Source organism: Brevundimonas sp. (assembly GCF_004210735.1).
In the GTDB taxonomy this organism is placed as follows: Bacteria; Pseudomonadota; Alphaproteobacteria; order Caulobacterales; family Caulobacteraceae; genus Brevundimonas.
The window spans coordinates 1-26513 of the sequence record NZ_SDZL01000030.1 but is presented as its reverse complement, the minus strand read 5'-3'; the positions used below and the strand labels follow the sequence as shown (position 1 = coordinate 26513).

At 69.6% G+C, this 26513-nt stretch carries 25 protein-coding genes; 14 read left to right on the top strand and 11 right to left on the bottom strand.

Annotated features, from left to right (window positions below; genetic code table 11):
• Positions 1-50 precede the first annotated feature (50 nt).
• On the top strand, positions 51-218 hold the full coding sequence (locus EON91_RS08405; RefSeq protein ID WP_292093408.1) for a hypothetical protein: 168 nt from the start codon (positions 51-53) through the stop codon (positions 216-218).
• 57 nt (positions 219-275) lie between these two features.
• Here EON91_RS08405 and trxA read toward each other — a convergent pair whose 3' ends face one another.
• From trxA to EON91_RS08370, 7 genes are all read right to left on the bottom strand, one after another.
• Positions 276-611 (bottom strand): thioredoxin, encoded by a 336-nt coding sequence (trxA, locus tag EON91_RS08400; RefSeq protein ID WP_292093406.1) that lies wholly within the window; start codon positions 609-611, stop codon positions 276-278.
• A gap of 120 nt (positions 612-731) precedes the next feature.
• On the bottom strand, positions 732-4151 hold the full coding sequence (addA, locus tag EON91_RS08395; protein ID WP_292093404.1) for a double-strand break repair helicase AddA: 3420 nt from the start codon (positions 4149-4151) through the stop codon (positions 732-734).
• Complete coding sequence (addB, locus tag EON91_RS08390; RefSeq protein WP_292093401.1) at positions 4148-7207, bottom strand: double-strand break repair protein AddB; 3060 nt, start codon at positions 7205-7207, stop codon at positions 4148-4150. Before addB ends, addA begins: the two co-directional genes overlap by 4 nt.
• A complete protein-coding gene (gene murU / locus EON91_RS08385; RefSeq protein ID WP_292093429.1) occupies positions 7204-7899 on the bottom strand; it encodes an N-acetylmuramate alpha-1-phosphate uridylyltransferase MurU in 696 nt (231 codons plus the stop codon). The genes addB and murU overlap by 4 nt, the downstream gene beginning before the upstream one ends.
• A 29-nt stretch (positions 7900-7928) precedes the next feature.
• Complete coding sequence (gene amgK / locus EON91_RS08380; RefSeq protein WP_292093400.1) at positions 7929-9017, bottom strand: N-acetylmuramate/N-acetylglucosamine kinase AmgK; 1089 nt, start codon at positions 9015-9017, stop codon at positions 7929-7931.
• Positions 9010-9510, bottom strand: a complete 501-nt coding sequence (tsaE, locus tag EON91_RS08375; protein WP_292093399.1) for a tRNA (adenosine(37)-N6)-threonylcarbamoyltransferase complex ATPase subunit type 1 TsaE — start codon at positions 9508-9510, stop codon at positions 9010-9012. The genes amgK and tsaE overlap by 8 nt, the downstream gene beginning before the upstream one ends.
• Positions 9507-10376, bottom strand: coding sequence for a 1-acyl-sn-glycerol-3-phosphate acyltransferase (locus EON91_RS08370; RefSeq protein WP_292093397.1), 870 nt, complete (start codon positions 10374-10376; stop codon positions 9507-9509). Before EON91_RS08370 ends, tsaE begins: the two co-directional genes overlap by 4 nt.
• Positions 10377-10506: 130 nt before the next feature.
• Here EON91_RS08370 and EON91_RS08365 point away from each other — a divergent pair, with 130 nt between their 5' ends.
• Positions 10507-12612 (top strand): S9 family peptidase, encoded by a 2106-nt coding sequence (locus EON91_RS08365; RefSeq protein ID WP_292093396.1) that lies wholly within the window; start codon positions 10507-10509, stop codon positions 12610-12612.
• Positions 12613-12680: 68 nt separating this feature from the next.
• Here the strand turns inward: EON91_RS08365 and EON91_RS08360 are convergent, their stop codons facing one another.
• Positions 12681-12977, bottom strand: a complete 297-nt coding sequence (locus EON91_RS08360; RefSeq protein ID WP_292093395.1) for a hypothetical protein — start codon at positions 12975-12977, stop codon at positions 12681-12683.
• Between the two features lie 188 nt (positions 12978-13165).
• Here EON91_RS08360 and EON91_RS08355 point away from each other — a divergent pair, with 188 nt between their 5' ends.
• The 8 genes from EON91_RS08355 (at position 13166) to EON91_RS08320 (ending at position 21314) form a co-directional block, all read left to right on the top strand.
• On the top strand, positions 13166-15232 hold the full coding sequence (locus EON91_RS08355) for an AsmA family protein (protein ID WP_292093393.1): 2067 nt from the start codon (positions 13166-13168) through the stop codon (positions 15230-15232).
• A gap of 49 nt (positions 15233-15281) precedes the next feature.
• Entirely contained in the window at positions 15282-16133 is an 852-nt protein-coding gene (locus tag EON91_RS08350) for an alpha/beta hydrolase (protein ID WP_292093390.1), read from the top strand.
• Positions 16134-16173: 40 nt separating this feature from the next.
• A complete protein-coding gene (locus EON91_RS08345; protein WP_292093388.1) occupies positions 16174-17619 on the top strand; it encodes an AMP nucleosidase in 1446 nt (481 codons plus the stop codon).
• 62 nt (positions 17620-17681) lie between these two features.
• Entirely contained in the window at positions 17682-18269 is a 588-nt protein-coding gene (locus tag EON91_RS08340) for a hypothetical protein (RefSeq protein WP_292093387.1), read from the top strand.
• A 4-nt stretch (positions 18270-18273) separates the two neighbouring features.
• Complete coding sequence (locus EON91_RS08335; protein ID WP_292093385.1) at positions 18274-18891, top strand: hypothetical protein; 618 nt, start codon at positions 18274-18276, stop codon at positions 18889-18891.
• Positions 18888-19190, top strand: a complete 303-nt coding sequence (locus EON91_RS08330) for a transcriptional regulator (RefSeq protein ID WP_292093384.1) — start codon at positions 18888-18890, stop codon at positions 19188-19190. Before EON91_RS08335 ends, EON91_RS08330 begins: the two co-directional genes overlap by 4 nt.
• Before the next feature lie 43 nt (positions 19191-19233).
• The gene (locus EON91_RS08325; RefSeq protein WP_292093382.1) at positions 19234-20016 is read left to right on the top strand and encodes a tyrosine-protein phosphatase; all 783 of its coding nucleotides are present in this window, start codon (positions 19234-19236) and stop codon (positions 20014-20016) included.
• Complete coding sequence (locus EON91_RS08320; protein ID WP_292093379.1) at positions 20013-21314, top strand: chorismate-binding protein; 1302 nt, start codon at positions 20013-20015, stop codon at positions 21312-21314. Before EON91_RS08325 ends, EON91_RS08320 begins: the two co-directional genes overlap by 4 nt.
• A gap of 3 nt (positions 21315-21317) precedes the next feature.
• Here the strand turns inward: EON91_RS08320 and EON91_RS08315 are convergent, their stop codons facing one another.
• The 3 genes from EON91_RS08315 to EON91_RS08305 are packed head-to-tail and all read right to left on the bottom strand — an operon-like array spanning position 21318 to position 22810.
• Positions 21318-21863 carry a TadE/TadG family type IV pilus assembly protein gene (locus tag EON91_RS08315; RefSeq protein WP_292093376.1) on the bottom strand — a complete coding sequence of 182 codons (546 nt, stop codon included), beginning with the start codon at positions 21861-21863 and terminating at the stop codon, positions 21318-21320.
• Positions 21863-22390 (bottom strand): TadE family protein, encoded by a 528-nt coding sequence (locus EON91_RS08310; protein ID WP_292093374.1) that lies wholly within the window; start codon positions 22388-22390, stop codon positions 21863-21865. The genes EON91_RS08315 and EON91_RS08310 overlap by 1 nt, the downstream gene beginning before the upstream one ends.
• Positions 22391-22396: 6 nt before the next feature.
• Entirely contained in the window at positions 22397-22810 is a 414-nt protein-coding gene (locus EON91_RS08305) for a pilus assembly protein N-terminal domain-containing protein (RefSeq protein WP_292093372.1), read from the bottom strand.
• A gap of 282 nt (positions 22811-23092) precedes the next feature.
• Here EON91_RS08305 and EON91_RS08300 point away from each other — a divergent pair, with 282 nt between their 5' ends.
• From EON91_RS08300 to EON91_RS08285, 4 genes are all read left to right on the top strand, one after another.
• Entirely contained in the window at positions 23093-23272 is a 180-nt protein-coding gene (locus tag EON91_RS08300) for a Flp family type IVb pilin (protein ID WP_292093370.1), read from the top strand.
• Between the two features lie 109 nt (positions 23273-23381).
• Complete coding sequence (locus EON91_RS08295) at positions 23382-23894, top strand: prepilin peptidase (protein WP_292093368.1); 513 nt, start codon at positions 23382-23384, stop codon at positions 23892-23894.
• Positions 23895-24013: 119 nt separating this feature from the next.
• Positions 24014-24946, top strand: a complete 933-nt coding sequence (gene cpaB, locus EON91_RS08290) for a Flp pilus assembly protein CpaB (RefSeq protein WP_292093366.1) — start codon at positions 24014-24016, stop codon at positions 24944-24946.
• 11 nt (positions 24947-24957) lie between these two features.
• Positions 24958-26496 carry a type II and III secretion system protein family protein gene (locus EON91_RS08285; RefSeq protein ID WP_292093364.1) on the top strand — a complete coding sequence of 513 codons (1539 nt, stop codon included), beginning with the start codon at positions 24958-24960 and terminating at the stop codon, positions 26494-26496.
• Positions 26497-26513: the final 17 nt, after the last annotated feature.

Below are 26513 nucleotides of genomic sequence, written 5' to 3'. Positions count from 1 at the left end.
TCTCGAAATCAGACAGGCGGAGCCGGGTGTCCAAACGCGAAAAACCCGACATGAGCGACGTGAAGAAGGTGGCGGGCTACGCCCTGTTCTTCCTGGTCCTGTTCTCGGCGATCAACGCCCTGGTACGCCATCTTGGCGGCGACGGCCTGCCTTGGATCGCCATACCGTTCGCGGCGGTGGCCATGGGCGTGATCGTGGCGGTGAATTTCAGCATATGAAAACGCCCGCCGATCCTGGACCGACGGACGCATCATTGTCAGCAGTCTGTGGGTCGATCAGCCCTCGGCCTTGACCCCGGCCTCGGCCAACCATTCCAGGATCTTGCCCTTGGGCTGCGCGCCGACCTTCATCGAGGTCATCTGGCCGTCCCGGAACAACATCATGGTCGGGATGCCCTTCACGCCATAGCGCGAGGGGACCATCGGGCTGTCGTCGATATTAACCTTGGCCACCGTCACGGCGCCCGCCAGTTCGTCCGAGATCTGCTCCAGCGCCGGGCCGATCTGCTTGCAGGGCCCGCACCATTCGGCCCAGAAGTCCACCAGCACGGGCTGGGACGCCTTCAGAACGTCGGTTTCAAAGCTGTCGTCGGTGACCTTGAGCGTGGCCATGGGTAATCTCCTTTTAGGCGCTATGCTCGCCACGCGGTGGCTCGCGGCTTGAGCGCCAGAATTTCGCGGCCCTCGCCTGAGCGCCGTTCAGTCGCAGATGTGGGCCGATTCCGGCGCAAATCAACGGGCATTCGCGAGAGCAGTATCCATCAACGCCTGCGGAACCGGCATCAGTCTGGGCCCATCGGTCCACACCAGCGCCGCCTCGACCGGCCGGTCGGGATACAGCCGTCGCAGCACAGCGACATAGATGGCCATCTGCAGAACATAGGCCGGGTCGGCGTCCTCGACCTGGTCGGGCGCCGGGCGGTTGGATTTGAAGTCGACCACCAACACCCGGTCGGGGGTCACCACCAGTCGGTCGATCCGGCCCGAGATGCTGACGCCCGGCGGCAGGTCGGGCGACGAGCCGGTCAGGGCGACCTCGGCGCGCGAGCCCTCGCCAAAGACGGGCGCGAACCGCGCGTCATCCAGCACGGCGAAGGCGGCGGCGATCATCTCGGCGCGCTGGTCATCGCTCAGGTCGCGTTCGCGCGCCAGCATGCGCGTCGCGGCGTCCGGCCGGTCGGCGGGCGCGATGTCGGGCAGGCGTTCCAGCAGGCGGTGGATCAGGTCGCCGCGCCGGAACCGGCCCAGACCTGCGCCGGGGCCCTCTCCGCGCGCCAGCGGCGACGGGGCGGGGATGCGCTTCTGCTCCTGCATCTGCGACGGTGAGGCGAAACGGGCGGCGGCGTCGCGCGCCGGATCGCGTCGAGCCCAGTCGGGCGCTTCCGGCTGCGTTTCTGCGATCGCGCGAACGGCGGACAGGATCTCCGGATCGACGCCGTAACGGCGCACGCGATTGTCCAGCGTCCGCACCTGATCGCCCAGCCGGTTAAAGGTCTCCTCGATCACCGACCACCAGTCACCGCCTTCGGGCGCGCGGCGCGAGCCGCGACCCATCACGATCACCCGGTCCCGCGCGCGAGTCAGGGCGACATAGAGCAGACGCAGGGACTCATCCCCCACCCGCGCCTCGCGCGCGGCGCGGGCGTCGGCCGAGGCGGGGCAGTCCTCCTTCGCCGAGCCGGGGCACATCAGCCAGCCCTCGGTCCCGTCGGCCAGCGGCACGGGCATCAGGGTCGGCCCCTGCGCCTTCGCCTTCATCGTCGTGTCGGGCAGGATGACCACCGGCGCCTCCAGCCCCTTGGCGCCATGGACGGTCATGACGCGGACCTCGCCGCGCGGGCCTTCCAGCTCGCGTTTCACCTCGACGTCGGCGGCCTCCAGCAGCGACAGGCAGGTTTCCAGATCGACCCCGCCGCGCCCCTCGGCGGCCAGCACCTGGTTCAGGCTTTCGTCGATGGCCTCCTCGGCTTCACGCCCCAGCCGGGTCAGGATGCGCGCCCGGCCCGAGGCGCCGGTGTCGTCCACCCGGTTGAGCAGGGTCGAGAAGAAGTCGAACGGATCGCGGGCGCGGGCGTCGCGCGCCGTCTCGCACAGCGTTCGCGCCCGCACCCATTCGGGTCGCTCATCCGCGCGACGCTTCAGCTCGCGCCACAGGCCGTCGCGCTTCCCGTGCCCCGCCAGTTCATACAACGACGCCTCGTCCACGTCGCAGAACGGGCTGCGCAGGATCTCGGCCAGCGACAGGTCGTCGCCGGGGAACAGGGCGAACCGGGCCAGCGCCTTCAGGTCGTCGAAGACGATGTGGCTGGACAGCTTCAGACGGTCGGCGCCGGCCACCGGCACGCCCGCCGTCTTCAACGCGCGAATGATCTCTTCAAACGTCGCGTCACGGCGCCGGACCAGGATCAGGAAGTCGCCATAGCCGCTGGCGCGCGGCTGGCGGGTCGTGCGATCCACGACGGTGACGCCACCCTCCACCTGACGCCTGATCTCCTGCGCCAGGGCGGCGGCCATACGCTTGCGGGCGCCGGCGACGCTTTCCTGATCGACCGGGTCGTCCCAGGCGTCGCGTTCGGGCGCCGCCTCGTCGGTGAACAGGGGCCACAGGTCAACCGCGCCTCGCTGGCCCACGCGGGCCGCGACGTGGTGCGGGATCTCGCCCGTCTCTCCGACCAGGGCGCGGGTGCGTTCGGGACTGGCGAAGGCGTGATCGACAAAGGCCAGCACGTCCTCGGTCGAGCGGTATGAGGTCTCCAGCGGCACTCCTTCGAACGCGCCGCCCGCGCCGGTGATCAGGACGTCATAGACCTGCGCCTCCTGCCGCAGCCGCTCGGGCCGGGCGCCCTGGAAGGAATAGATCGACTGCTTCTCGTCCCCCACCGCGAAGACGGTGCGGTCGGTTTCCCCGCCCGAGAAGAATTCGCCGGTCAGGGCGCGGACGATTTCCCACTGCTCCGGGGCCGTGTCCTGGGCTTCGTCGATCAGGACGTGATCGACCCCCCCGTCCAGCTTGTACAGCACCCAGGCGGCGGTCGAGCGGGTGGTCAGCAGCTCGACCGTGCGCGCCACCAGATCCGAGAAGTCGAGCGCGCCATGCGCCGCCTTGGCCGCCTCGTAGAGCCCGGCATGGGCCTGGGCCAGGGTCAGCAGACGGATGGTGTCCGTCGCCACCCGCGCCTTGCGCCACCGTTCCAGCGCCGACAGGTAGCGCAACTGCACATCGGCCAGATAGCTGGTGGCGAAGGCGGGCGCGGCCTTGGCCCCGAACTTCTCGCGGGGGTTGCCTTTCGAGTCGAAGAAGATGTCGTGCATCGCCGCCAGACTGGTGGCGGGGGGCATGGCGTCGCGCATCCGCACCGCCATCTTCTGGTCGGTGGCGCCGCTGGTCGCCAGCCCGTCGGCGCAGGCGATCCAGTCGGAAACGTTCAGGCTGTTCAGGAAGGCCTGTTCGATGTCGTCCGGCATCTGATCCGGATCGGCGCCCGCCAGCACATGGGGCGAGGGCGCCGTGCCCGAAACGACCCGCGCGACATAGTCGGTCAACGCCGCCCGCTTCGCCTCGATCAGGGCCAGCAATTGCTGGAACCGTTCCCAGTCCAGCTCAATGGCGAAATGGCTGTAGGCCTCGCCGATCGGCCCCTCGGCGTCGTTCAACGCCGCGCGGGCCAGATCCTCACGCGCGGCGTGCGACAGGGCGATGGCGGCCTCGTTCTCCAGCACGGTGAAGCGGGGCGACACGCCCGCCTCGATGGGGAACCGCCGCAGCAGCTTTTCGCAAAAGGCGTGGATCGTCTGGATCTTCAGCCCCCCCGGCGTCTCCAGAGCCCGGGCGAACAGGCGGCGCGCCTCGGACAGGCGGGCGGGCGCCAGGTTTCCGGCCGCGCTGTCGTCCAGCCGGGCCAATTCGGCCGACAGTTCGGCGTCGTCCATGACGGCCCACTTGCCCAGGGTCTCGAACAGGCGCGCCTGCATCTCGGCCGCCGCCGCCTTGGTGTAGGTGACGCACAGGATGGCCGAGGGCGCGGCCCCACCCAGCAACAGGCGCGCCACCCGGCTGACCAGGGTCGTCGTCTTGCCCGAGCCGGCGTTGGCGGTGACGAAGACCGACAGACCGGGGTCGGCGGCGCGGATCTGGGGGTTGATGACAGTCATTCGCCATCCCCTTCATCGCCGCCGACGACATGCCATTCCCAGACACGGGCCAGATGGTCGTAGTTGCCGCCGAAATTGCCCATGAACTGCGGCGCGACCCACGACAGATAGGGCGTCGCCGGATCGTCGAACCGGGCGATGCGCTTCATCAGCCCCTCCAGCGCGGCATCGGCCAGGCCTTGCGCCTCGGCGCCCGCCGCGCGGACATGAACCTCGCCCGGCTTCTTGCGGCCGACGACGCGGACATAGGTCAGCTCCTCCGGCGGGGTCGGGCCGTTGGTGTCCACGAATCCGCCGTGGGCCAGGATGGCGGCGGTCAGGGTCAGCTGGGGCGCGAAGCCGGCCTTGATCTGCTTGCCCGACGGGGCGGCGCCGGTCTTGAAATCCATCACCGCCGCGCCCGTCGCCCCGACCTCGATCCGGTCGGCATAGGCTTTCAGCGTGAACGGACCGGCGGGGCCGTTCAGCGTCAGCGTTCCTTGCTGTTCAATCAGCAGATCGACCCCGCGCGCGCGACGCCGCGCCTCGAACCCGGCCAGCCAGCGGGCGGCGTTTTTCGCCAGCGGCGTCTCGCGCGCCATGGCGGCGTCCTCGAAGCCATGGGCGGTCAGCTCCTCGATCAGCAGGCGTTCGATCTCGACGGGGGCGTTGTCCGGCAGGGCGTCGGGCCACAGGACCGTCATCCGCTCGATGGCCTTGTGCACGGCGTTGCCGCGCGCCATCGCCTCGGCCGAGGCGCCGGGGCGATCCATCGGCTCCAGATCCAGGATGCGGCGGGCGTACAGGGCATAGGGGTCGCGGACCCAGCGCTCGACCCCGGTGACATACAGGCTGCGCGGCCGCCGCTCGACCGGCGGGCGCGGGGCGGGGCGGGGCGCGAAGCGGGCGGCGCCGGGCGGCGGGGCGTCCAGGGCGCGGGTCCAGTCGGCGACGCCCTCGGGCGCGGCCATGGCCACCGGCGTCTGCGTGGAATGGGCGCCGCGCGTCAGCATCTCCAGCCGCCACAGCCAGCGCGACCGCACGGCGGGCTGGCCGCCGCGCCGCTCGCAATGGACCAGCACGGCTTCCTCGGCGCAGGCGGCCTGGACGAAATCCTGCGCCGTCTGGCCCAGCCGCCGTTCGGGCGCGGGCAGGCCCAGCGCGGTCCGCATCGGCCGCGACAGGAAGGGATCGACCGGCGCCGCGTTGGGCCAGACGCCCTCCTCCAACCCGGCCAGGATCATGCGGTCGGCCCGGGTCAGGCGCGCCTCGATGGCGCCCAGTATGCGCAGACGAGGATGGGTCGCGCCGCCCGTGCGGACCGTGGTTTCGGCCAGAAGCGCGGCGATCAGGTCGGCGAACTCGGCGGGCTTCACTTCGCCCAATGGGCCGCCGCCGTCGATCAGGCTGGACAGCAGGCCGGCCGCCGCCTCACCGTCTGGGCCAGCCCACGCGTTCTGGCCCGCCAGCGTCTCGATCAGTGCGGTCAGGGCGCGGGCGGCGGCGTCGGGCGCGGCCTGTGGCGCGGCCACGGCGAGGGCCTCCAGCCGGTCGGCCAGCGCCTGGGCGCCCGCCAGTCGGGCCAGTTTCCAGTCGGCCAGGGGCCTGCCGCCGCGCCGGGGCTGGGCCGCTTCATGCAGGCGATGGCGCAGGCGGGACCAGTCGCGCGGACGGGGCCCGCGCAGGGCGTGTTCCTCCAGCGCGGCGGCGGCGTCGGACAAGCTGACCTCGCCCAGATCCAGCCGCACCAGCGGATGCTTGATCAGCCCCAGCAGCGTCTGCGGCTTCAGCGGTTCGGCCAGGAACCGGGCGCACAGGTCCGTCAGCACCCCGGCGGGCATCCGCGCCAGCGGCTGGCCGGTCGAGGCGTCGGCGACGATGCCCCAGCGCGCCAGCCGCGCCTCCACCCGGCGCGACAGCTGCAGGTCGGGCGTCACCAGGGCGCAGGTGCGGCCAGGTGTCTCCAGCGTCTCGCGCATCATCAGGGCGATGGCGGCGGCGGCCTCTTCCTCGGCGCGGACGGACAGGACGGTCAGGCCCTGCAAGCCCTCGGCGATGGGGTCGGCGGCGCGCCCCGCCTCGGCCGAGCGGGCGCGCAGCAGGCGGATTTCCTGACGCCAGTCGTCGGTCGCCTCGGCCGGGCGCAGGGCCTCGTTGATCAGGCGCTGGCGGGCCAGGCCGCGCGTTTCGATCCGGCCTTCAACTGGCGGCTGGAACCACGGCCTGACCTGATCGCGGCCGACCTCTGCCCGGGTCAGCAGGGCCTTCAGCGCCGCCTGCGGATGCTGGTCGTCGATCCGGTCCCAGACCCCGTCGGCCAAGTCCAGATCAAGGCCGGGCAGGACCACCACCCCCTGGGGGCTGCGGGCCACGGCGGCCAGCACATCGGCTGCGGCGGGCACGGTGCCGGTCGAACCGGCGGCGATCACCGGCTGCTGCGGCGGCCGTTCGTCCCACGCCTCGGCCAGGCGGCGCAGCAGCGTCGCCCGGCGCCAGGCCGGATCGACCAGGCCCAGCGCCGCCAGACGCCTCGGCCAGGCCTCGACCGCCAGGCCCAGGAAGCGCGCGCTCTCCTGCCAGTGGGCGGCCAGGTCGGCCTGGGCCAGGGTCGCGATGCGCGACAGGTCGGACACCTCTTCCAGCTGACAGGAATCCAGGAAGCCGCCCAAGGCGTCGGCCATCTCCAGCGCGCGCAGGGGTTTCAGGCCGGGCGCGAAATCCTCGGCGATCATCCGCGCCATCTCGAACCGGCGGGTCAGGGGCGCGATGGCGGGCGGCAGGTCCAGCCCCAGTTCGCCGGGGGCGAAGGGCGGCTCGTCCTCCTCCAGATCGCCCAGCGGCCGCACCTGCGGCAGCAAGACCGGCCGGTCGCCCGCCAGTCGGCCCAGCGCCGAGGCGAAGGCGCGCGCGGCCCGGCGGTTCGGCAGCAGGATGGTCGCGTCGCTCAGCGTCTCGGGCGGTGCCTCGCCCAGCCAGTCCAGCACGCCCGCGGCCAGATCCTCAAGGAACGGTCGCCAGGCCGGGATCGCGCGCCAGCGCGGACCCTGGCCGTCGAAGGGATTGAAACGCGCCGTCACCCAGCGCCCTTCAGCCGCGCCTCGGCGTCGTTGCGCGCCTGCGGATCGCCGACGTGCATCCAGTCGCCGTCCAGCACGCAGCCGAACAGCCGCCCCTCGGCCGCCGAGCGGCGCCACAGGGGGCTCAGCGAAAAGGCGCCGTTCGGGCCACCGTCGGCATAGCCGGGCCGGGTGATGTGCACGCCCATATAGGCGTAGGGGGCGGCAGGGGCGTCGCCGCGGAAGGTCAGGGCGCCGTCGTCGCCCAGGAAGAAATCGCCGTCGCCCTCGAACCCGATGGAGCCTTCGCGCCGGGCCAGCAGCAGGGCCGCGTCCATCCGGTCCGGGTCCCACAGGCGGATCAGGTCTGAAAGCGCGTCGCCCCGGTCGATCCAGACGCTGTCGATATTGGCCACGAAGACCGGATCGTCGCCCAGCAGCGGCCGCGCCTTCCTGAGGCCCCCGCCGGTCTCCAGCAGTTCGGCGCGTTCATCTGAAACGACGATGTCCGGTCCGCGTCCGCGCGCCGCCAGATGGCTCTCCAGCCGATCGGCGAACCAGTGGACATTGACCACCGCGCGCTGGACCCCGGCCTCGGCCAGCCGGTCCAGCACGTGATCGATCAGCGCCTTGCCCGCGACCTCGACCAACGCCTTGGGCCGGTCATTGGTCAGCGGCCGCATCCGCGTGCCGAGGCCGGCGGCCAGGACCATTGCCGTATGGGGGGCAGCCTTGGGGGCGGTCATGCGCGCACCTCGTCCGGAACATGGCGGGCGAACCAGCGGGCGGCGGGCTCCAGCCCCGGCTTCGCCAGATTGGCGTTCAGGTGCGCCCACATGCGCGGCATGAAGGCGCGGTATTTCGGTTTTCCGTCGCGCGACACCAGCCGAGCGAAGATGCCCAGGATGCGCGCCTCGTTCAGCGCCGCCAGACCGGCGTAGTCGGTCATGAAGGCGTCGCGGTCCACGCCCGGCCGCAGGGTGAAATAGTGGTCCAGCGCCAGCACCTCCAGCTCGGGCGCCACGTCGCGGCGGGCGTCCTGCAACAGGGAATGCAGATCCCACGACGGATGCGCCCTCACCGCGTCCTGAAAGTCGATCAGCCCGACCGAGGCCGCGCCGGACCGGCCGTCCAGCCGGATCAGGTTCTCGGCGTGATAGTCGCGATGCGCCATGACGGTCGCGCCCGCTTCCCCCGCCGCCGTGACCGGCGCCCAGACCTCGGCCCATTCCTGACGCGCGGTCTCGCCGAACGACAGGCGCGGCTCCAGTTTCGGCAGCCAGTCGATGAACAGGTCGGCTCCGCCCTGCAACGCCGTGGCGTCATAGGTCAGCAGGGGCCAGTCGCCCGCCGCGCCGCTCAACACGTCCGGCGTCGGGGTGGCATGCAGGGCCGCCAACGCCTCGACCGCCGCGCGATACAGGGGCGCGGGGTCGGCGCCGTCGGCGATGACGTTGGCGAACAGGGCGTCGCCGAAATCCTCGATCACGGCCAGGCCGTTCGGGGCGTCGACGGCGACGATCCCGGGCGCGGACAGGCCCAGCGATTTCAGGTGGGCGGCGACGGCGGCGAAGGCCTCGACCCGGCCGGCGGACAGGCGGGCGACGGCGTTCCAGCCGCTGTCCCTACGCTGCTGCGGCGTCCAGGCGGGATCGCACGGCGGGCTCTCGGCCGCCGGGGCCTGGTCCATCAGCATCAGCGACGCGCCCGACGGCGTGGTCAGCCGCTCGTACCGGCGCGTCGAGGCGTCGCCGGGCAAGGGCGCGCGCACGGCGTCGGCCAGCCCGGCCGAACGCAGGAAATCAAGACGGCGGGTTTCGCGATCAGACATGCAGTTCCTTGATCTTCGCTTCCCACGACCCTGCGCCAGAAACGGTCGCAACTCTTCCCGGCGTCCTATCGCCGCCCTCGCGGAGGGCGGCGGCTTGAGGGGTAGGCTCACTCAGTTGGATGATCAGTCGATCCGGCCCGACCATGGCGCCCGGGTCGTCACCCAGCCGTTCGGGCCATTCGATCAGGGCGCAGCCGCTCTCCAGCGCCTCGTCCAGCCCGATCTCGAACGCCTCGTCCGGGCGGCTCAGCCGATAGAGGTCGAAATGGGCGACCGGCGGGTCGCTCTCATAGAACTGGACCAGGGTGAAGGTCGGCGAGGGCACGTCCTCGTCCGGCGTGGTCAGGGCGCGGATCAGGGCGCGGGCCAGCGTCGACTTGCCCATGCCCAGGGGCCCATACAGCAGCACCGCCTCGCCCGACGCCAGCAGGGGCGCGATCGCGGCGCCGAGCCGGCCGGTGGCGTCAGCGTCAGAAAGCTGGAAGGTCCTCATGCGAAATCCGCATCCGGCTGGGACGGCAGAACCCGCTCGACATAGGCCTTGAGCGCATAGGTCGCCCGGGCCGCATCGGTATCCAGCCGCGACGGCGGGATCGTCGGCCCGACCTTCAACTGGAACGCGCGGCCCTTCTTGTTCAGCAGTTCATGAAACAGGGTCACGTCGCGCAGTTCCTGGGAGAATTTGTCGAACAGGTGGAACAGGCGGCTGGTCGGCCCGGTGACATGGACCGGTACGACCGGCGCGTCGTATTTGCGCGCCAGCGACGCAGCCGTCGGCGCCCACTCCGGATCGATCAGGGCGCCGTCCTTGCCCACACGGGCCAGCCGCCCGGCCGGGAACATGACGACGCAGCGCTCGGCCTCGAAGGCCTCCTTGGCGGCTTGCAGGGTGGCGCGGGTCTTGTCGCGGGTGCGCTTGTCGACCACCCATTCGACCGGGATCACCGCCTCGCCCAGCCGGGGCGACACGCGCAGGGCGTCGGCGTTGGCGAAATAGATGGCGTCGCCCCGGCGCGCGCGGATGGCGTCGTGCACCGCGATGCCGTCGGCGATGCCGGTCGGGTGGTTGGCCACGACGATGCAGCGCCCGCTGGCCGGTATCCGCTCGGGGTTCAGGGTGCTGACTGACAGGGCCAGCAGGTCCGAGACGTATTCCAGCGCCGCCGCGCCGGGCAGGGGGGCGATGGCGTCGGCCATGGCCCGCGCCTCGCCATAGCCCAGCAGGCCGTACAGCGCCGGACGCACCAGCGGCCAGGCGGCCGAGCCCGTCAGGCGCGGCGCGCGCTCGGCGATCAGCACATCAACGATGTGATCGGCGGACCTTGGGGACGTCATGGCCAGAGCGGGCGATTCCTGCATGGGACAACGCTTGTCGCCGGTCCCGCGCGAGGCGGCAAGCCGGACCGGCGATCCACACGTCTTTGCCGCGCGGCCGGGGCGATGCTACGCCTTGGGCCAGTTTGATTGAATGACTGCAAGGGATCGCTTCATGCGCCGACTTCCCCACCTGCTTTCCGGCCTCAGCGCCGCCGCCCTGCTGACCTGCGCCGCCTTGCCGGCGATGGCCGAGGCGGCGCCCGCGCCGGTCGCGGTCCAGCCCGCCGCCGCCGACGCCTTCACCTATCGCGACATGATTTCGGCCAACCGCCTGGGCGATCCGCAGGTGTCGCCGGACGGCAAGTGGGTGGTCTATTCCGTGACCACGACCGACGTGGCCGCCAACCGCCGCGCGGGCGCCCTTTATCGGCTCAGCCTGGATGGCGAGGGCGAACCGCAGCGTCTGGCGATCAACGAGGGCGGCGCCAACACCGCCCGCTGGGGCGCCGACGGCAAACTGTATTTCCTGTCGGGCCGTTCAGGCTCCAGCCAGGTCTGGGTCTCGGCCGATCAGGGCGCGACGGCGACCCGGGTGACCGACCTGCCGACCGACGTGAACGCCTACCGCATCAACGCCGCCGGCGACGCTGTGGCTGTGTCGCTGGCCGTTTATCCCGATGCGGCGGATCTGACCGCTTCGGTCGCGCGGGCCAGGGCCGAGGGCGAGAAGAAGACCACCGGCCAGGTCTATGACCGCATGTTCGTGCGTCACTGGGACACCTGGAACGACCACACCCAGAACCACCTGTTCGTCCAGTCGATCGGCGCGGACGGCAAGGCGGCCGGCGATCCGGTCTGGGTGACCAAGGGCTTCGACGGCGACACCCCGTCCAAACCGTTCGGCGACGAGGGCGAGTTCACCTTCGCCCCCGATGGCCGCTCGCTGGTCTTCTCGGCCCGTCAGGCCGGGAACAGCGAGCCGTGGAGCACCAATTTCGACCTGTATCAGGTCGCCGTGGATGCGCCGGGCCAGCTGACCAATCTGACCGACGACAACGATGCCTGGGACACCGGCCCGGTCTTCTCGCCGGACGGCAAGACCCTGGCCTATCGCGCCATGGCCCGGCCGGGGTTCGAGGCGGACAAGTTCGCTGTCTTCCTGCGCGACGTGGCCACCGGTCAGACCCGCCAGATCGCCGCCAACTGGGACCGCTCGGCCGACACCCTGCAATGGTCGAAGGACGGCGCCACCCTGTACACCACCGCCGGCGACGTCGGTCAGACGCGCCTCTTCGCCATCGACACGCGCAATGGCGTTGTGGTTCCGATCACCGGCGAAGGTCACGTCTCGGCCTTCGCCCAGACCCCCTCGGGCTTCGTCTTCGCCCAGGACAGTTTGACCCGGCCCAGCGAGCTGTTCGTCAAGACGTTCCGTGGTCGCGAAATGCCGCGCCGGATCACCAATGTGAACCCCCAGCTGGACGACAAGGCGTTCGGTGAGGCCGAGCAGTTCAGCTTCCCCGGCTGGAACGGTGAGACGGTCCACGGCTATGTCATCAAGCCGGCGGGCTACGTCGAAGGCCGGAAATATCCCGTCGCCTTCCTGATCCACGGCGGGCCGCAGGGGTCGTTCGGCAACAGCTGGTCCTATCGCTGGAACCCCGGAACCTATGCGGGGGCCGGCTATGCGGTGGTGATGATCGATTTCCACGGCTCGACCGGCTACGGCCAGGGCTTCACCGATGCGATCAGCCAGCACTGGGGCGACCGCCCGCTGGAGGACCTGCAAAAGGGCTGGGCCTTTGCGCAGCAGAAATACGGCTTCCTGGACGGTCAGAACGCCTGCGCCCTGGGCGCCTCCTACGGCGGCTACATGATCAACTGGATCGCGGGCCAGTGGCCGGACGCGTTCAAATGCCTGGTCAACCATGACGGTGTCTTCGACATCCGCGGCATGGGCTATTCGACCGAGGAACTGTGGTTCACCGAGTGGGAATACGGCGGCACGCCGTGGCAGAACCCCGAGGGGTATGAGCGCTTCAACCCGGTCCATCACGTCGACAAGTGGAAGACGCCGATGATGGTGGTGCAGGGCGATCTGGACTTCCGCATCCCCACCGCCCAGGGCCTGTCGACCTTCACCGCCCTCCAACGGCGCGGGATCGAGAGCCGGCTGGTGGTCTTCCCGAACGAGAACCACTGGGTGTTGAAACCCGCCAACAGCCTGCAATGGCACGACGAGGTGTTCGGCTGGCTGGACAAGCACATCGGCCGCTGATTGCGCGCAAACGACAAGGGGCGCGGTCGATGACCGCGCCCTTTTCAATTCGGCTGGAGTTCAGGTGATCAGCGCGCCGCCATCGACTGGCTGAGGTGCAGATAGCGGGCGTGTTCGCGCTCGGTCATGCAGCGCGGCGTGGACCAGGTCTGGCCCAGATCCTTCGCCGTCAGGGCCTCACGGGCGGTGATATAGACCGGCGCCTGGCCGTATTCGCGCGCGAAACTGCTGCGGGTGGCCGCGTCGGTGGCGCAGATCATCACGGCGCGTTGTGACGACGGCGCCGCCTGACTGTCCAACGCCATCGCGGGCAAGGTCAGGCTGGAGGCCATCAGGGCCAGGGCCGTCAGGGCTGAAACGCGCATTCAATGTCCTCCCAGGGCCGGAAACCGCTCCGATCACGAACGGCATCATGCGCCGAACGCCGCTATTGTAAAGAATAAATGACAAACTGAAGAATGAAGTGTGACGAACGGGCGCCCGGACCTCTTTGTCCCCCGGCAATGGCGCCGAACGGCGATTTCATGCGTTGCAGCCCTTCACGGAGGCCTGCTTGGCGCAATCTCAGGGACGATTTCCAGACTGGCGGGGCCTGTGGAGCCGTCGTCATGAGGCCTTGGCCACCGTCGGCGGGCGCGCGCAGACGTGGCGCGACGACATCCGGGCGAACGATCCGGTCTGGCGCGCCTTCGCCGCCCCTGGCCCTGCCGAAAAATGGGCCGCAGGCCTGACCCTGCTGATCGTCGGGGCCGTCGTCCTGTTCCTGATCCTGTTCGACTGGAACTGGCTGCGTGGACCGATCGGCGACTGGGCGTCCAGGAAATACGACCGCGAGATCGCCATCAACGGCGACCTGGACGTGCATCTGTTCAGCTGGACCCCGTCCGTCATCGTCAACGACCTGAAGATCGGCGGGCCCGACTGGGCGCGTCAGGCGGACACCGCGCGGGTGGGCCAGATGGAGGGTCAGGTCCGGCTGCGCAAACTGTTCGCCGGCCAGATCGAGGTGCCCCTGCTGGCCTTCACCCGACCAGAGGTCGTGCTGATCGCCGACAAACAGGGCCGCCGCAGCTGGGACCTGAACCCGAACGCGCCCGATACCGGCGAGGGCATGAAGCTGCCGCCGATCCAGCGGCTGATCATCCGGGACGGCAAGCTGTCACTGGACGAACAGCGGCGCGGCATGACGCTGGAGGCGGCGGTCACCGCGCGTGAGGCCCTGTCGCCCGAGGACGGTGAAAGCGGCTTCCTGCTGGACGGGCGGGGAACGTTGAACGGCGCGCCGCTGACGGTGCGGGTCGAAGGCGGACCGTTCCTGAACATCCGCCGGGATCGTCCCTACCGGTTCGAGGCGCAGATGAACGGCGCCCGATCGCGGCTGGTCGCCAACGGCGCCATCACCCGCCCGTTCGACCTGGGCCGGTTCCAGGCGACGCTCAGCCTGCAGGGTCAGGATCTGTCGGACCTCTATGTGCTGACCGGCATCACCACGCCGAACACGCCGCCTTATCGTCTGTCGGGCGCGCTGACGCGCGATAACTCGCGATGGACCTTCAACGACTTCTCCGGTCGCGTCGGGTCGTCCGACCTGTCGGGCGACCTCAGTGTCGATCGCGTCGATGACCGGCTGCGGGTCGAGGCGACGCTGGCGTCGCGGCGGCTGGATCTGGACGACCTGCTGACCGTGCTGGGCGGCCAGCCGCGCGTCAGCGGCGGGGGCGAAAACACGACCGTCACCTCGGGCGTGCCGGGCCGCCTGCTGCCGGACGCGCCGCTGCAGGTGGATCGCCTGCGCACCATGGACGGTGTGCTCAGCTATCGCGCGGCCTCGGTCAAGGCGAACGATCTGGATATCCGGGCGGTGCGTCTGGGGGCCGATCTGAACGGCGGGGTGCTGAAGCTGGACCCCGTCAGCTTCGCCTTCAACCGCGGCGAACTGAACGGCACGGCGCGCATCGATGCGCGCAAGGACACGCCCTACAGCACTATCGACTTCCGCCTGTCCGGCTATCCGCTGGAATCGATCATCCCCGCCCGCAACGGCGCGCCGACCGTCACCGGTCGCGCGCTGGGCCGCGCGCGGCTGGAAGGGCCGGGCGCTTCGATCCATGATTTCGCGGCGGCGTCGAAGGGCTCGGTCAGCCTGGTCGTGCCGCAGGGTCAGATGCGGGCCGCCTTCGCCGAACTGCTGGGCATCAACGTCGGGGCGGGCCTGTCCAAACTGTTGTCCGGCGACACCTCGACGACGCCGATCCGCTGTGCGGTGGCGGACTTCAAGGTGGCGGGCGGCACGGCGCGGGCCGAGACCTTCGTGATCGACACCGGCGTCGTGCTGGCCAAGGGCGAGGGGACGATCAATCTGGGCGCCGAGACCCTGAACCTGAAGATCGACGGCGAGACCAAGAAGCCGCGCCTGCTGCGAGTCTGGGCGCCGATCACCGTCCAGGGGTCCCTGGTCGCGCCGAAACTGGGTGTCGATACGGGTGAGGTGGTGGCCCAGGGCGGGCTGACGGCCCTGCTGGGATCACTGGTCAGCCCGCTGGCCGCCATCCTGCCTTTCATCGATCCCGGTCTGGCTGAAGACGCCGACTGCGGCTCGCTGATCGCCTCGGCGCGATAGGTTTGGGCTGGCGTCCCTCTTCGCTTTCGGCTGTGGTCGGGGAATGGAGATGACGCGTCGTGCATTGATCGCCCCCGGTCTGGGCCTGCTGGCGGCGGCGTGTTCGCCGCTGGGCCTGCTGAACACGCTGGGCCCGCGCGACGGCGGGGCGCGGCGGGTGTCGCGCGATCTGGCCTATGGCGATCATCCACGCCAGAGGTTTGACCTTTACGCCCCGACCGGCGCCGGGCCATGGCCGGTGCTGGTCTTCTTCTACGGCGGCAATTGGGACAGCGGCGAGCGCGGCCTGTACGGCTGGGCGGCGCAGGCGCTGGCGGCGCACGGCTTCGTCGTCGCCGTGCCGGACTATCGACTGGTTCCAGAGGTTCATTTTCCGGCGTTCGTCCAGGACGCCGCCCGGGCTACGGCGCGCGCGGGTCAGGTCGCGCGTGATCACGACGGCGATCCCGGCCGTCTGGGCGTGATCGGTCATTCGGCGGGCGCCTATCTGGCGATGATGGTTGCGCTGGATCGCCGCTATATGGCCGAAGTCGGGGCCCCCGATCTGATCCGCGCGGCGGCCGGGCTGGCCGGGCCCTACGACTTCCGGCCCCGGGACTACGCCTCGACCCGCGCCGCCTTCGGTCAGGAACGCAACGCCACCCTGACCCAGCCGGTCGCCTTCGTGCGGCGCGACGCACCGCCGGTCTGGCTGGGCCACGGCACAGCGGATACGGTCGTGCACGACGAGGATTCCATCCTGCTGGATCGCGGGCTGCGGGCGGCGGGCGCCGCCTCGACCCTGACGCTCTATGAGGGGCTGAACCATGTCGACATGGTCACGGCCCTGTCGCCCCTGTTCCGGGGCAAGGCGCCGGTGCTGGACGACGTCACCCGCTTCTTCCGGGGCGCCCTGGTCTGACCCGTCTCGCCAACGTCATGAGTTTTCGCTAGAGGAGGCCATGACAGAAACGATGAACGCCACGGCGGCGCTGGACCGCCTCGAAACCCTCTACAATCAATCGGTCGCCAACCTGCGGACTGCGGTGCGCGACTTCCTGGCCACCGGCGCCCGGGTCGATCCCGCCGCCCGGGCCGACGGCCTGTTCGCCTATCCCGAGTTGCGGGTCCGCTGGACCGGTGATCGCCCCGCGAACCTTGAACCCCGCGCCTACGCCCGCCTGTCGAAACAGGGGACCTACGCCACCACCATCACCCGACCCGACCTGTTCCGCCCATATCTGATCGAACAACTGGGCCTGCTGGAACAGGACTACGGCGCGACGTTCGAGGTCGCGCCCTCGCGTCAGGAAATCCCTTTCCCCTATGTGCTGGACGGGTCCGACGTGACGCTGGACCGGACCATGACGGCGGCCATCGCGCGCTGGTTCCCGACCACCGATCTGGCCCATATCGGCGACGAGATCGCCGACGGCCTGTTCGATCCGGCCGAGGATTTCCCGCTGTCGCATTTCGACGGCCTGCGCACCGACTTTTCGCTGGCGCGGCTGCGGCACTACACCGGCACGCCGGTCGAGGACGTGCAGTCCTACATCCTGTTCACCAACTACAACCGCTATATCGACGAGTTCGTGCGCTGGGCGACCGAGCAACTGGCCGATCCCGCCAGCCGCTATGAAAGCCTGGTTTGCGCCGGGGGCGTGGTCATCACCCGCGATACGCCCAATCCGGAACGCGCCATCCAGGACTCGGCCTGGCGCAAGCATCAGATGCCCGCCTATCACCTGACCGCATCGGACGGGCAGGGGATCACCGTCGTCAACATCGGCGTAGGCCCGTCGAACGCCAAGACCATCACCGACCACCTGGCGGTGCTGCGGCCCCACGTCTGGATGATGATCGGCCACTGCGGCGGCCTGCGCGACAGCCAGACCATCGGCGATTACGTCCTGGCCCACGCCTATCTGCGCGACGACCATGTGCTGGACGCCGTGCTGCCCGCCGACATTCCGATCCCGTCCATCGCCGAGGTCCAACGCGCCCTTTACGACGCGACCAAGTCGGTCAGCGGCATGCCGGGCGAAGAGGTCAAGCGCCGCCTGCGCACCGGCACCGTCGTCACCACCGACGACCGGAACTGGGAGCTGCGCTATTCCAAATCGGCCCTGCGCTTCAACCAGAGCCGGGCCGTCGCCATCGACATGGAAAGCGCCACCATCGCGGCCCAGGGCTATCGCTTCCGCGTGCCCTACGGGACGCTGCTGTGCGTCTCGGACAAGCCGCTGCACGGCGAGATCAAGCTGCCGGGCCAGGCCAACCGCTTCTACGAAGGCTCGATCTCGGAACACCTTCAGATCGGCATCGCGGCGGTGGATTTGCTGCGCGAGGAAGGGGCGCGCCTGCACTCCCGCAAGCTGCGGGCCTTCGACGAACCGCCTCTTCGATAAAGTACTTTACATCATAAAGTGAAACGAGCATAAGGCGGGAACACCACGGAGCTGTTCCCGCCATGACCGCCTTCGCCCCTGCCGCCGCGCCCGCCGTTTCCAGCGCTGACGCCTTGCCGCGCATGGCCGGCCGCGTCCTGACCCTGGCCGGCGCCGTCTTCGGCGCCTCCAACCTGTTCCAGTGGGCCGTGCTGTCCGGCGCCTTGCCGCTGTCGCCCGCGTTTCTGGCCCTGACCTGGCCCGTCGCGGTGATCGGCTTCATCGTCATGCTGCGTCGTCTGCGCAGCCGGGGCGGCGAGGCCGGACGGCGCGCCGCCGGCTGGTCGCGCATGGCCATCTTCACCATGCTGGGGATCGCAGCGGCGCTGCTGACCGCCAGCGCCCTGACCGGGCGGTGGGAGATGATGGCCTGGATGTCGCCCATCGCCCTGGGGATCTACGTCATCGCCTGGGCGGTCGTGGCGGTGAGAATGCGCCGCGCCCTGCCTGCATTGCTGTCGCTGATCGCCTTTGTCGGCGCGGCGGGGGTGGTGGGCCTGATCGGCACACCCGAGCAGTATCTGGCCTATGCCGCCACACTTCTTCTGATCGCCCTGACGCCCGGCCTGTGTTGGCGCATGGCGGCCAACTGTGACCCTTCCGGAGGATAAATCCATGACCCACACCGACCCCCAGGCCGACATCGCCTGGATGCGAAACCTGGCCCAGGAAGGCGCCGATGCGCCGTTCCGGGGCGGATCCATCCTGTTCGCGGCGGGCCTCGTCTTCGGCGCCGCCAGCCTGATGCAATGGGCGATGGCGACGGGCCTCTTTCCGATGTCGCCGTTGGCCGCGCCGATCCTGTGGCTGGGCACGGTGGCGATCTTTCTGCTGATCGTCTTCACCCGTTCGGCCCGGATGCGGGGCGGTCCCGTCACTGCCGCCAACCGCGCCAGCGGGGCGGTGTGGAGCGCGGTCGGCTGGGGCGTCTTCGCCTTCTGCGCCGCCGTCGCCGCCGTCGGCGCGCGGCTGCAAAGCGGCGAGATCGTCGCCGCCATGATCCCTTCGGGGGTGCTGGTTCTGTACGGCATGGGCTGGGCCGTGACGGCGGCCATGCACCGGTCGCGCCCCCTGGGTGGGCTGGCGGCGGCTTCGTTCATCGCCGCGCCCCTGCTGGGCCTGCTCAGCGGCGATGCTCGTCAGCTGCTGGCCTATGCGGCGGCCCTGTTCCTGCTGGCGGCCGCGCCGGGCTGGGTGATGATGCGCCGGGCGCGTCAGGCGGCCTCGGCATGAGCGAGGCCTTCGACATCGGCCGCATCGACGAGGTCATTCACGGCCGGATGCGGCTGGGGATCATGGCGGCCCTGTCGGGGGTCGAGGCGGTCGATTTCAACACGCTGAAGGCCCGGCTCCAGGCGACGGACGGCAATCTGTCGGTCCATCTGCGCAAGCTGGAGGAGGCGGGCTTTGTCGAGGTCGCCAAGACCATCGAGGGGCGCAAACCCGTCACCCGCGCCCGCATGACATCCGCGGGTCGACAGGCCTTTATCGCCTATCTAGACGCCATGGCCCGGCTGGCCCGGCCTGCGTGACGGCCGGATGGCGAGACGCGAGGCGGCGGGGTAAGACAGCGACATGACCGACCGGCTGCACCGCTTCGACGCTCTCGACAATTTCCGCGACTACGGCGACTACGCCACGGCGGCGGGCGGCCGTGTCCGGGCAGGGTGTCTGTTCCGCTCGGCCCACCATGCCCGACTCAGCGACGCCGACCTTGCACGGCTGGGCGATCTGGATCTGGGCGTGGTTGTGGATCTGCGGCGACCGGGCGAGCGCCGCGACCAGCCCTCGCGCCGTCATTCCGCATTTACAGGGATGGTGATCCAAAGCGCGCATGACGACGGCGCCGAGGCCCCGCACATCACCTTCCTGAGGTCCGCCGAACTGACCGAGGCGTCGGCCCGGCGCTTCATGACCGACACCTATGCGCGCCTGCCGTTCGATCCGGCGCATCTGGATCTGTTCAGCCGCTATTTTCACGCCCTGGGCGCGAACGACGACCGCCCCGTCCTGATCCACTGCGCGGCGGGCAAGGACCGCACCGGCTTGCTGGCTGCCCTGACCCATCACCTGCTGGGCGTCGGTCGGGATGATCTGCTGGACGACTATCTGCTGACCAACGTCGCCGTGGATCTGGAGGGACGCGCCCCCGACATCGCGCGCAAGCTTGAGGCGATGACTGGACGTCCGGCGTCCCATGCGGCGGTGGTCGCCTTCCTCGGCGTCGAGCCGGCGTTTCTGAATGCGGCCTTCGCTGCCATCGACGACCGGCACGGCGCGTTGGACGCCTATCTGGAGCAGGCGCTCGGGGTGGATCATGCTTTGCGGGATCGGATCGGCGAGCGGCTGTCCGCGTGACGTCCGTCCTGACCCATCGGGTTCAGCGCGAGCGGCCCTGGCGCGATCCGCTTGCCGTGGCGACCGGCCTGCGGGATGCGCCGGGCGTCGTCGCCCTGATTTCCGATGGCGGCTCCACGGGACGCTGGTCGCACGTCGCTGCCTTTCCGGATGCCGTCCACGTCGGGCCCGCTGACATGGATCGTCCGTTCGAGGCCCTGCGCGATCCGGTCTGGGGCGAAGGCGTGGTGGGCCTGGCCTCCTATGATCTGGGCGCGCGTCTGGCGACGGGCGTGCGAGAGACGGTCTGGCCCGACCTGATGCTGGCCCGCTATCCGGCCATGCTCAGCTTCGACCATCATCAGCAGCAGGTTCGGATCACGGGTCTGGGCGCCGACGCCACCAGGGCCGGCGCCGCCGCCGACCACGCCGAGGCCTGGCTGGCGCAGGCGATCGATACGGCCACGCCACCCCCGCCCGCTGACGCTTTCACGGCCGAGGCGCCGGACGCCGCCTATCTGTCCGCCGTCGCCGACGTGGTGCGCCGGATCGGCGAGGGGGAGCTGTTCCAGGCCAATATCGCCCGCGCGTGGGCCGGCGCCCTGAACGCCGACGCCGACCCGTTCGACGTGTTCCGGCGACTGGCGGCCCGCGCCTCGGCCTACGGCGCCTTCTGGCGGCTGGACGACCGGGCGCTGGTGTCCAACTCGCCCGAACTGTTCCTGTCCTTTGACCCCGCCGACCGCCGGATCGAGACGCGCCCGATCAAGGGCACGCGTCAGCGCCGCGCCGACCCCGCAGATGACCGTGCCGAAGCCGAGGCCCTCAGCGCCAGCGTCAAGGACCGGGCCGAAAACCTGATGATCGTCGACCTGATGCGCAACGACCTGTCGCGCGTTTGTACGCCCGGCTCGGTGCGGACCGAGCAGTTGTTCACAGTGGACAGCCTGCCGACGGTGCATCACCTGGTCTCGACCGTCAGCGGCCGGGTGGGCGACGGCGCGGGGCCGGCCGACATGCTGCAGGCGGCCTTTCCCCCCGGCTCGATCACCGGCGCGCCCAAGCATCAGGCGATGAAGGTGATCGCCGCGCACGAGCCGCCGCGCGGCCCCTGGTGCGGCTCGCTGTTCCTGATCGGAGAGGGCGGGGCGCTGACCAGCTCCGTGCTGATCCGCACGGCTGACTTCGGGCTGCGGGACGGGGTCTGGCGCTGGCGTGCGCTGGCCGGCGCGGGCATCGTCGCCGACAGCGATCCGGCGGCGGAGCTGGACGAGACTGAGGCCAAGATCAGGGCCCTGCGCGAGGCGTTGGCCGGTTGAGCATCAGCAGTCGCTGCAGCCGATCTTCGATACGGTGCGTGGGCGCAGATAATAGACCTGCTTGAATCGCGTCGCATCCGGCATGACGAAATCCACCGGCGAGTTAAAGTCATAGGCCGTCTCGGACATGATCAGGCTTTCGCCATTGGCGATCACATCGGCGGGCACCACGACGGTGTCGCCCTTCTTGCGCACGGTGGTGTTCGAACCCTTGGCGCGGGTCCAGTCGATGCGGGCCACGCCCTTGTCGTCGCGCGTGACGCTGCTGACCCGCGTCGACAGGGCGGCGCTGGAATAGGGTTTCATGATGATCGGGCCGGCGGCGAAGATGTCGTCCAGCTGGTCGGCCTTGATGTCGGTGGTGCGGGCGACGATGTCGGCCACGGTCGAGGCGACGTGTCCCATCCGCTTGTGCGCCATATAGGCCTGGCAGAACTCGCACATGCCGAAATACAGCACGATCATGACGGGCGCGATCAGGGCGAACTCTACCGCCGCCACGCCGTCCCGATCCGCCGCCCAGGCCCTGAGGGTGAACCGGCGGCGCATCAGAAGGGCTCGTTGCGGAAGGTGGTGGCCGCCATCAGCACCGCCTCGCCGTTCGTTGTGCGGGCGATCATCTGCTGCATCATCGGCGTCATGACCGGGTGTTTGTACCAGACCCGCACCAGCATCAGACTGGCCGCTGCGCCGTTGCTGTAGTCCATGTCGCCCTGGTTCAGCGTACCGCCGCCGGACAGCGGGTCGGGCGGTTCGGGCGTACGGAACTGGACGATCTCGCGCACGTCGACATAGGCGCGGTTTTCGCAGTCGGCGGCGAAGATGGTCATCCGGTCGCACATCTGGGTCTTGAACTCGGCCGGGGTATAGCCCAGCCGCGCCGCCTCGCCGGTGCGCACCTTGCGGCTGGTCTGCATCACCGCGCTTTCAAGCGTCGAATCCAGCGTGAAGATCAGCCCCACTTCCAGCAGGGCGAACAGCATGAAGAAGAAGGGCGCCGCGACCAGGGCGAATTCGACGGCGGCGGAGCCTTCGCGCGCCTGCTTCGATCGGTCAGGACGGCGCCGGGCGCCCATGGCGGGTCAGTTCGCTCCGGCCGAGGCCGCGGCGCCGGACGAACGCACCGACGGCGAGCAGGACGAGCCGCAGGCCATGTCGGTTACGGCCTGGCCGCCGCGCCACATGCGCACGCTGCCGGTTGAACCGGCGGTGACGACGATCTGGTTCTGGAAGACGGTGCGGCCGATGGCGTCGACGGCGACCACCTCGGTCACGCCATAGCCCTTGCCGGTGATGAACAGGGTGTTGGCGTCCACCACGGTGACATCCGCGATCTCGGGGTTGCCGACGATCACCGATCCCGCCGGCGTGCGCAGCTGCACCCGCGTCGAACGGTCGATCTCGACGTTCAGCGGCCGGGACTGCGCCTGCGCCTGGCCGACCACGATCACGGCGGTCGAGGCGAGGATGACGGAAAGGAGGGAGAGCCTGTTCATGGGTCGCGACCTTGGACATGGGCGCGCAGCGCGCCCCCGCGTGACTCATAAGGTGAGGGGGAAACCTCAACAAAGGCTAAAGCCACGCAGGCACGGTTTTAAACAGGTAAATACAGTAAATATTTCAGTAACCACGAATGTTCGATACGGGCTGCTTCGCTTTACCTGTATTTAATCACATCGGCCCCAAGGTCGTTTCGTGAATGGGGGTCAGGCGGGCAAAACCGATGACCCTGGTGATGGGTAAGTCTTTTGCTCGCTGCAACTGAAGGAGTGTCTCCAATGAAGAATTTCGTCTCGCGTTTCATCAAGGATGAATCGGGCGCCACGGCCATCGAATACGGTCTGATCGCCGCCCTGATCGCCGTCGTGCTGATCACTGCGCTCAGCACCCTGGGCGGCAACCTGAAGGACAAATTCGACGAAGTCGCCACCGAGGTCGCCGAAGACCGCACCAAGTAAGCGATCTGACGTCTTGAAACGGCGGGGGCCGGAGCGGAAACGCTCCGGCCCCTTCTGCTTTGGGCGACCGGCAAGACAGCCTTAACGGACGGCGGGGCATCGTGTCGTCATGACCGCGCTGATCCTGCTCCTGCTGGCCGTCCTGCCCGCCCTGACCATTGTGGCGGCGCTGAACGATCTGACGACGATGAAGATTCCCAACTGGATCTCCGTCGCCCTGTTCGCCGGCTTCTTTCCCGCCGCCCTGGCGCTGGGCCTGCCGTTGCAGGACGTGGGTCTGCATCTGGCGGTGTTCGCCGCCGCTCTGTTCGCCGGGATGGCGCTGTTCGCTCTGCGTTGGATCGGCGGCGGCGACGCCAAGTTGATCGCGGCCGCATCGCTGTGGTTCGGACCGGGCGGCGTTGTGATTTTCTTGCTGGCGGTGGCTCTGATAGGGGGCCTCCTCTGCGTGGTCCTCATACTGGCGCGGCGCCATGTAGCCGCATACGCCATTGCCGCCCCCGCCTGGGTGGGACGGTTGATGGAGCCCAAGGGCGACATCCCCTATGGCGTCGCCATCGCCGCCGGGGCCCTGGCGGCCTTTCCCGACAGCCCGCTGGTCTTGCTGTTCATCGGCGGCTGAGCGCTCCGGTCGGCCTCGGGGGGCCGTTTAGGCCCGCGTTAACCCGCGCGCTTCATGGTCGTTAACGGTAGGGGGCCGGAAGAAGGTTTCCGCACGCTCGCGCCCGCCGGAGACTGTCGATGAAGCCCGCCCGTATCGTCGTCATCTGTATCGCCGCCGTCGCCGCGATCGGCCTGGCCCTGGTGGTCAGGGCGATGGGGTCGTCCGGTCAGGCCGTCTCGACGGCCGCCGCAGCGCCCGCGCCCGTGATGGCCAAGGTGCTGGTCGCCGCGACCGACCTGCCCCCCGGCAAGCGCCTGTCCGAAGCGGACCTGGCGTGGAAGGAATGGCCGGTCGATCAGGTCAATCCGGCTTTCGTCACCGACGGCTCCACGCCGCTGCCCGCCGCCGAGGCCAAGCCTGCCGACGAGAACAAGGCCAAGGACGCCGAGGCCGCGCCCAAGGGCGCGGTCGCCCGCGTCACCCGCGCCGCCAACGAGATGGCGACGGGTGGAGCCAAGGCCGATTTCGTCGGCGCCGTCGTCCGCGAGCCCATTCTTGCGGGCGAACCCATCATTTCGCGCAAGATCGTCCGCGCCGGCGAGGGCGGCTTCATGGCCGCCTATCTGGAGCCGGGCATGCGCGCCATGGCCATCCGCGTCACGGTCGAGACCGCCGCCGGCGGCTTCATCCTGCCGGGCGACCGGGTCGATCTGGTCCTGACCCGCGAAACCAACCTGGGCAATATGGCCACGGCCGACGCCCAGCGCTCGAAATTCACTTCGGCCACCGTGCTGCAGAACATCAAGGTCCTGGCCATCGACCAGACCACTCGCGCCGCCGACGACGCCAACACCGTGGTCGGCGCCACCGCCACCCTGGAGATGGGACCGCGCGACGCCGAGGCTCTGGCCGCCGCCCGGTCCGAGGGCGAGCTCAGCCTGGTGCTGCGGTCCTATGCCGACGCCATGGGCCCCTCCGGCCGTGTCCTCAGCCAGGCCGGCCGCACCCAGCAGGCCAGCACGGTCCGCGTCTATCGCGGGGATGCCCCGGAAGTGGTGGTGGTCCAGTGAGGAAGCCGCCGATGAAACGCCTTGTCGCCCTGTCGCTGACGGCCCTGATGGCCGTCTCCGGCGCCGCCGCTGCGCCGGTCGCGGCCCAGACCCGCGCCTCCGTCGCCATGGGCGCCCAGCCGCAGCTGGTGAACCTGCCGCGCGGCCGGTCCTTCGCCGTCGACCTGCCGGGCGACGCGCGCGACGTGATCGTCTCCAATCCCGCGGTGGCCGAGGCCATGCTGCATTCGCCGCGCCGCATCACCGTGGTGGGTCTGGCGCCGGGCGAGACTGACGCCGTCTTCCTGGACGCCGGCGGCCGCACCATCCTGACCCTGCGCGTGCGGGTCGACGCCGGCGTCTCGGCGCTGGAGGACACCCTGTCCCGCGTCGTGCCGGGCGGAACCGTCCGCGCCGAGGCCGTCAATGACAGCATCATCCTGACCGGCACGGTCGCCAGCCCGGCCGAGGCCGACCGCGCCCAGCAGGTCGCCCGCGCCTTCGTCTCGGCGCCGGAAAAGGTCATGAACATGATCAGCGTGACCGGTTCCGACCAGGTCACGCTGCGGGTCCGCGTCATCGAGGTCCAGCGCAACGTCATCAAGCAGCTGGGCTTCGACACCAACGCCGTGTTGGGCCAGATCGGCCAGACCCAGTTCCTGCTGGGCCAGGCGGCGACCTTTGCCGTCAACGGTGGCCTGCTGGGCGGTCTGACCGGCGGCTATTCGTTCGACAGCACCAAGAACTATCAGATGCAGCGCCCCTGCGTCGGTCCAGGCTGGGCCCCGGGCGCCCTGTGCCCGGTCACGGTGCGCGGCCCGAACGACGCGTCCAACTGGGACACCGCGCAACCCGGCACCGGCCCCGGCTCGGACGACCTGAATAAGGCCAACGCCACCATCAAGGCCTTTGAACGTGTCGGCCTGGTCCGCACCCTGGCCGAGCCCAACCTGACCTCGGTCAACGGCGAGAACGCCAGCTTCCTGGCCGGCGGCGAATTCCCCGTCCCGGTCGGCCGCGACCAGGACGGCAATATCCTGACGGAATACAAGCCGTACGGCGTCAGCCTGGCCTTCCGCCCGGTCGTGCGCTCGGGCGGCAACATCTCGCTGCAGATCTCGACCGAGGTGTCCGAGCTGACGCCCGAGGGCGGTCTGACCCTGGGCGCCGGGACGTCCACGGCCATCTCCCTGCCGGGTCTGAATGTGCGCCGCGCCCAGACGACGGTCGAGGTCGCCTCCGGCGGCTCGATCATGATCGCGGGCCTGCTTCAGGAATCGACCCGCCAGAATCTGGATTCCTTCCCCGGCCTGATGACGGTGCCGATCCTGGGGTCGCTGTTCCGGTCGCGGGATTATCTGTCTGGCGAGACCGAGCTGGTCGTGCTGGTCGAGCCCTATCTGGTCAATCCGACCTCGCCCGACCGGATGCAGACCCCGGCCGACGGCCTGCGCATCGCCAATGACGCCCAGACCGTCCTGATGGGTCAGCTGAACCAGGTTTACGGCTCGCCCGCCCCCACGGCGTCCGGCGCCGGCTGGCAAGGCCCCGTCGGCTATGTGATCGAATGAGACCGGTGAGACAGCCC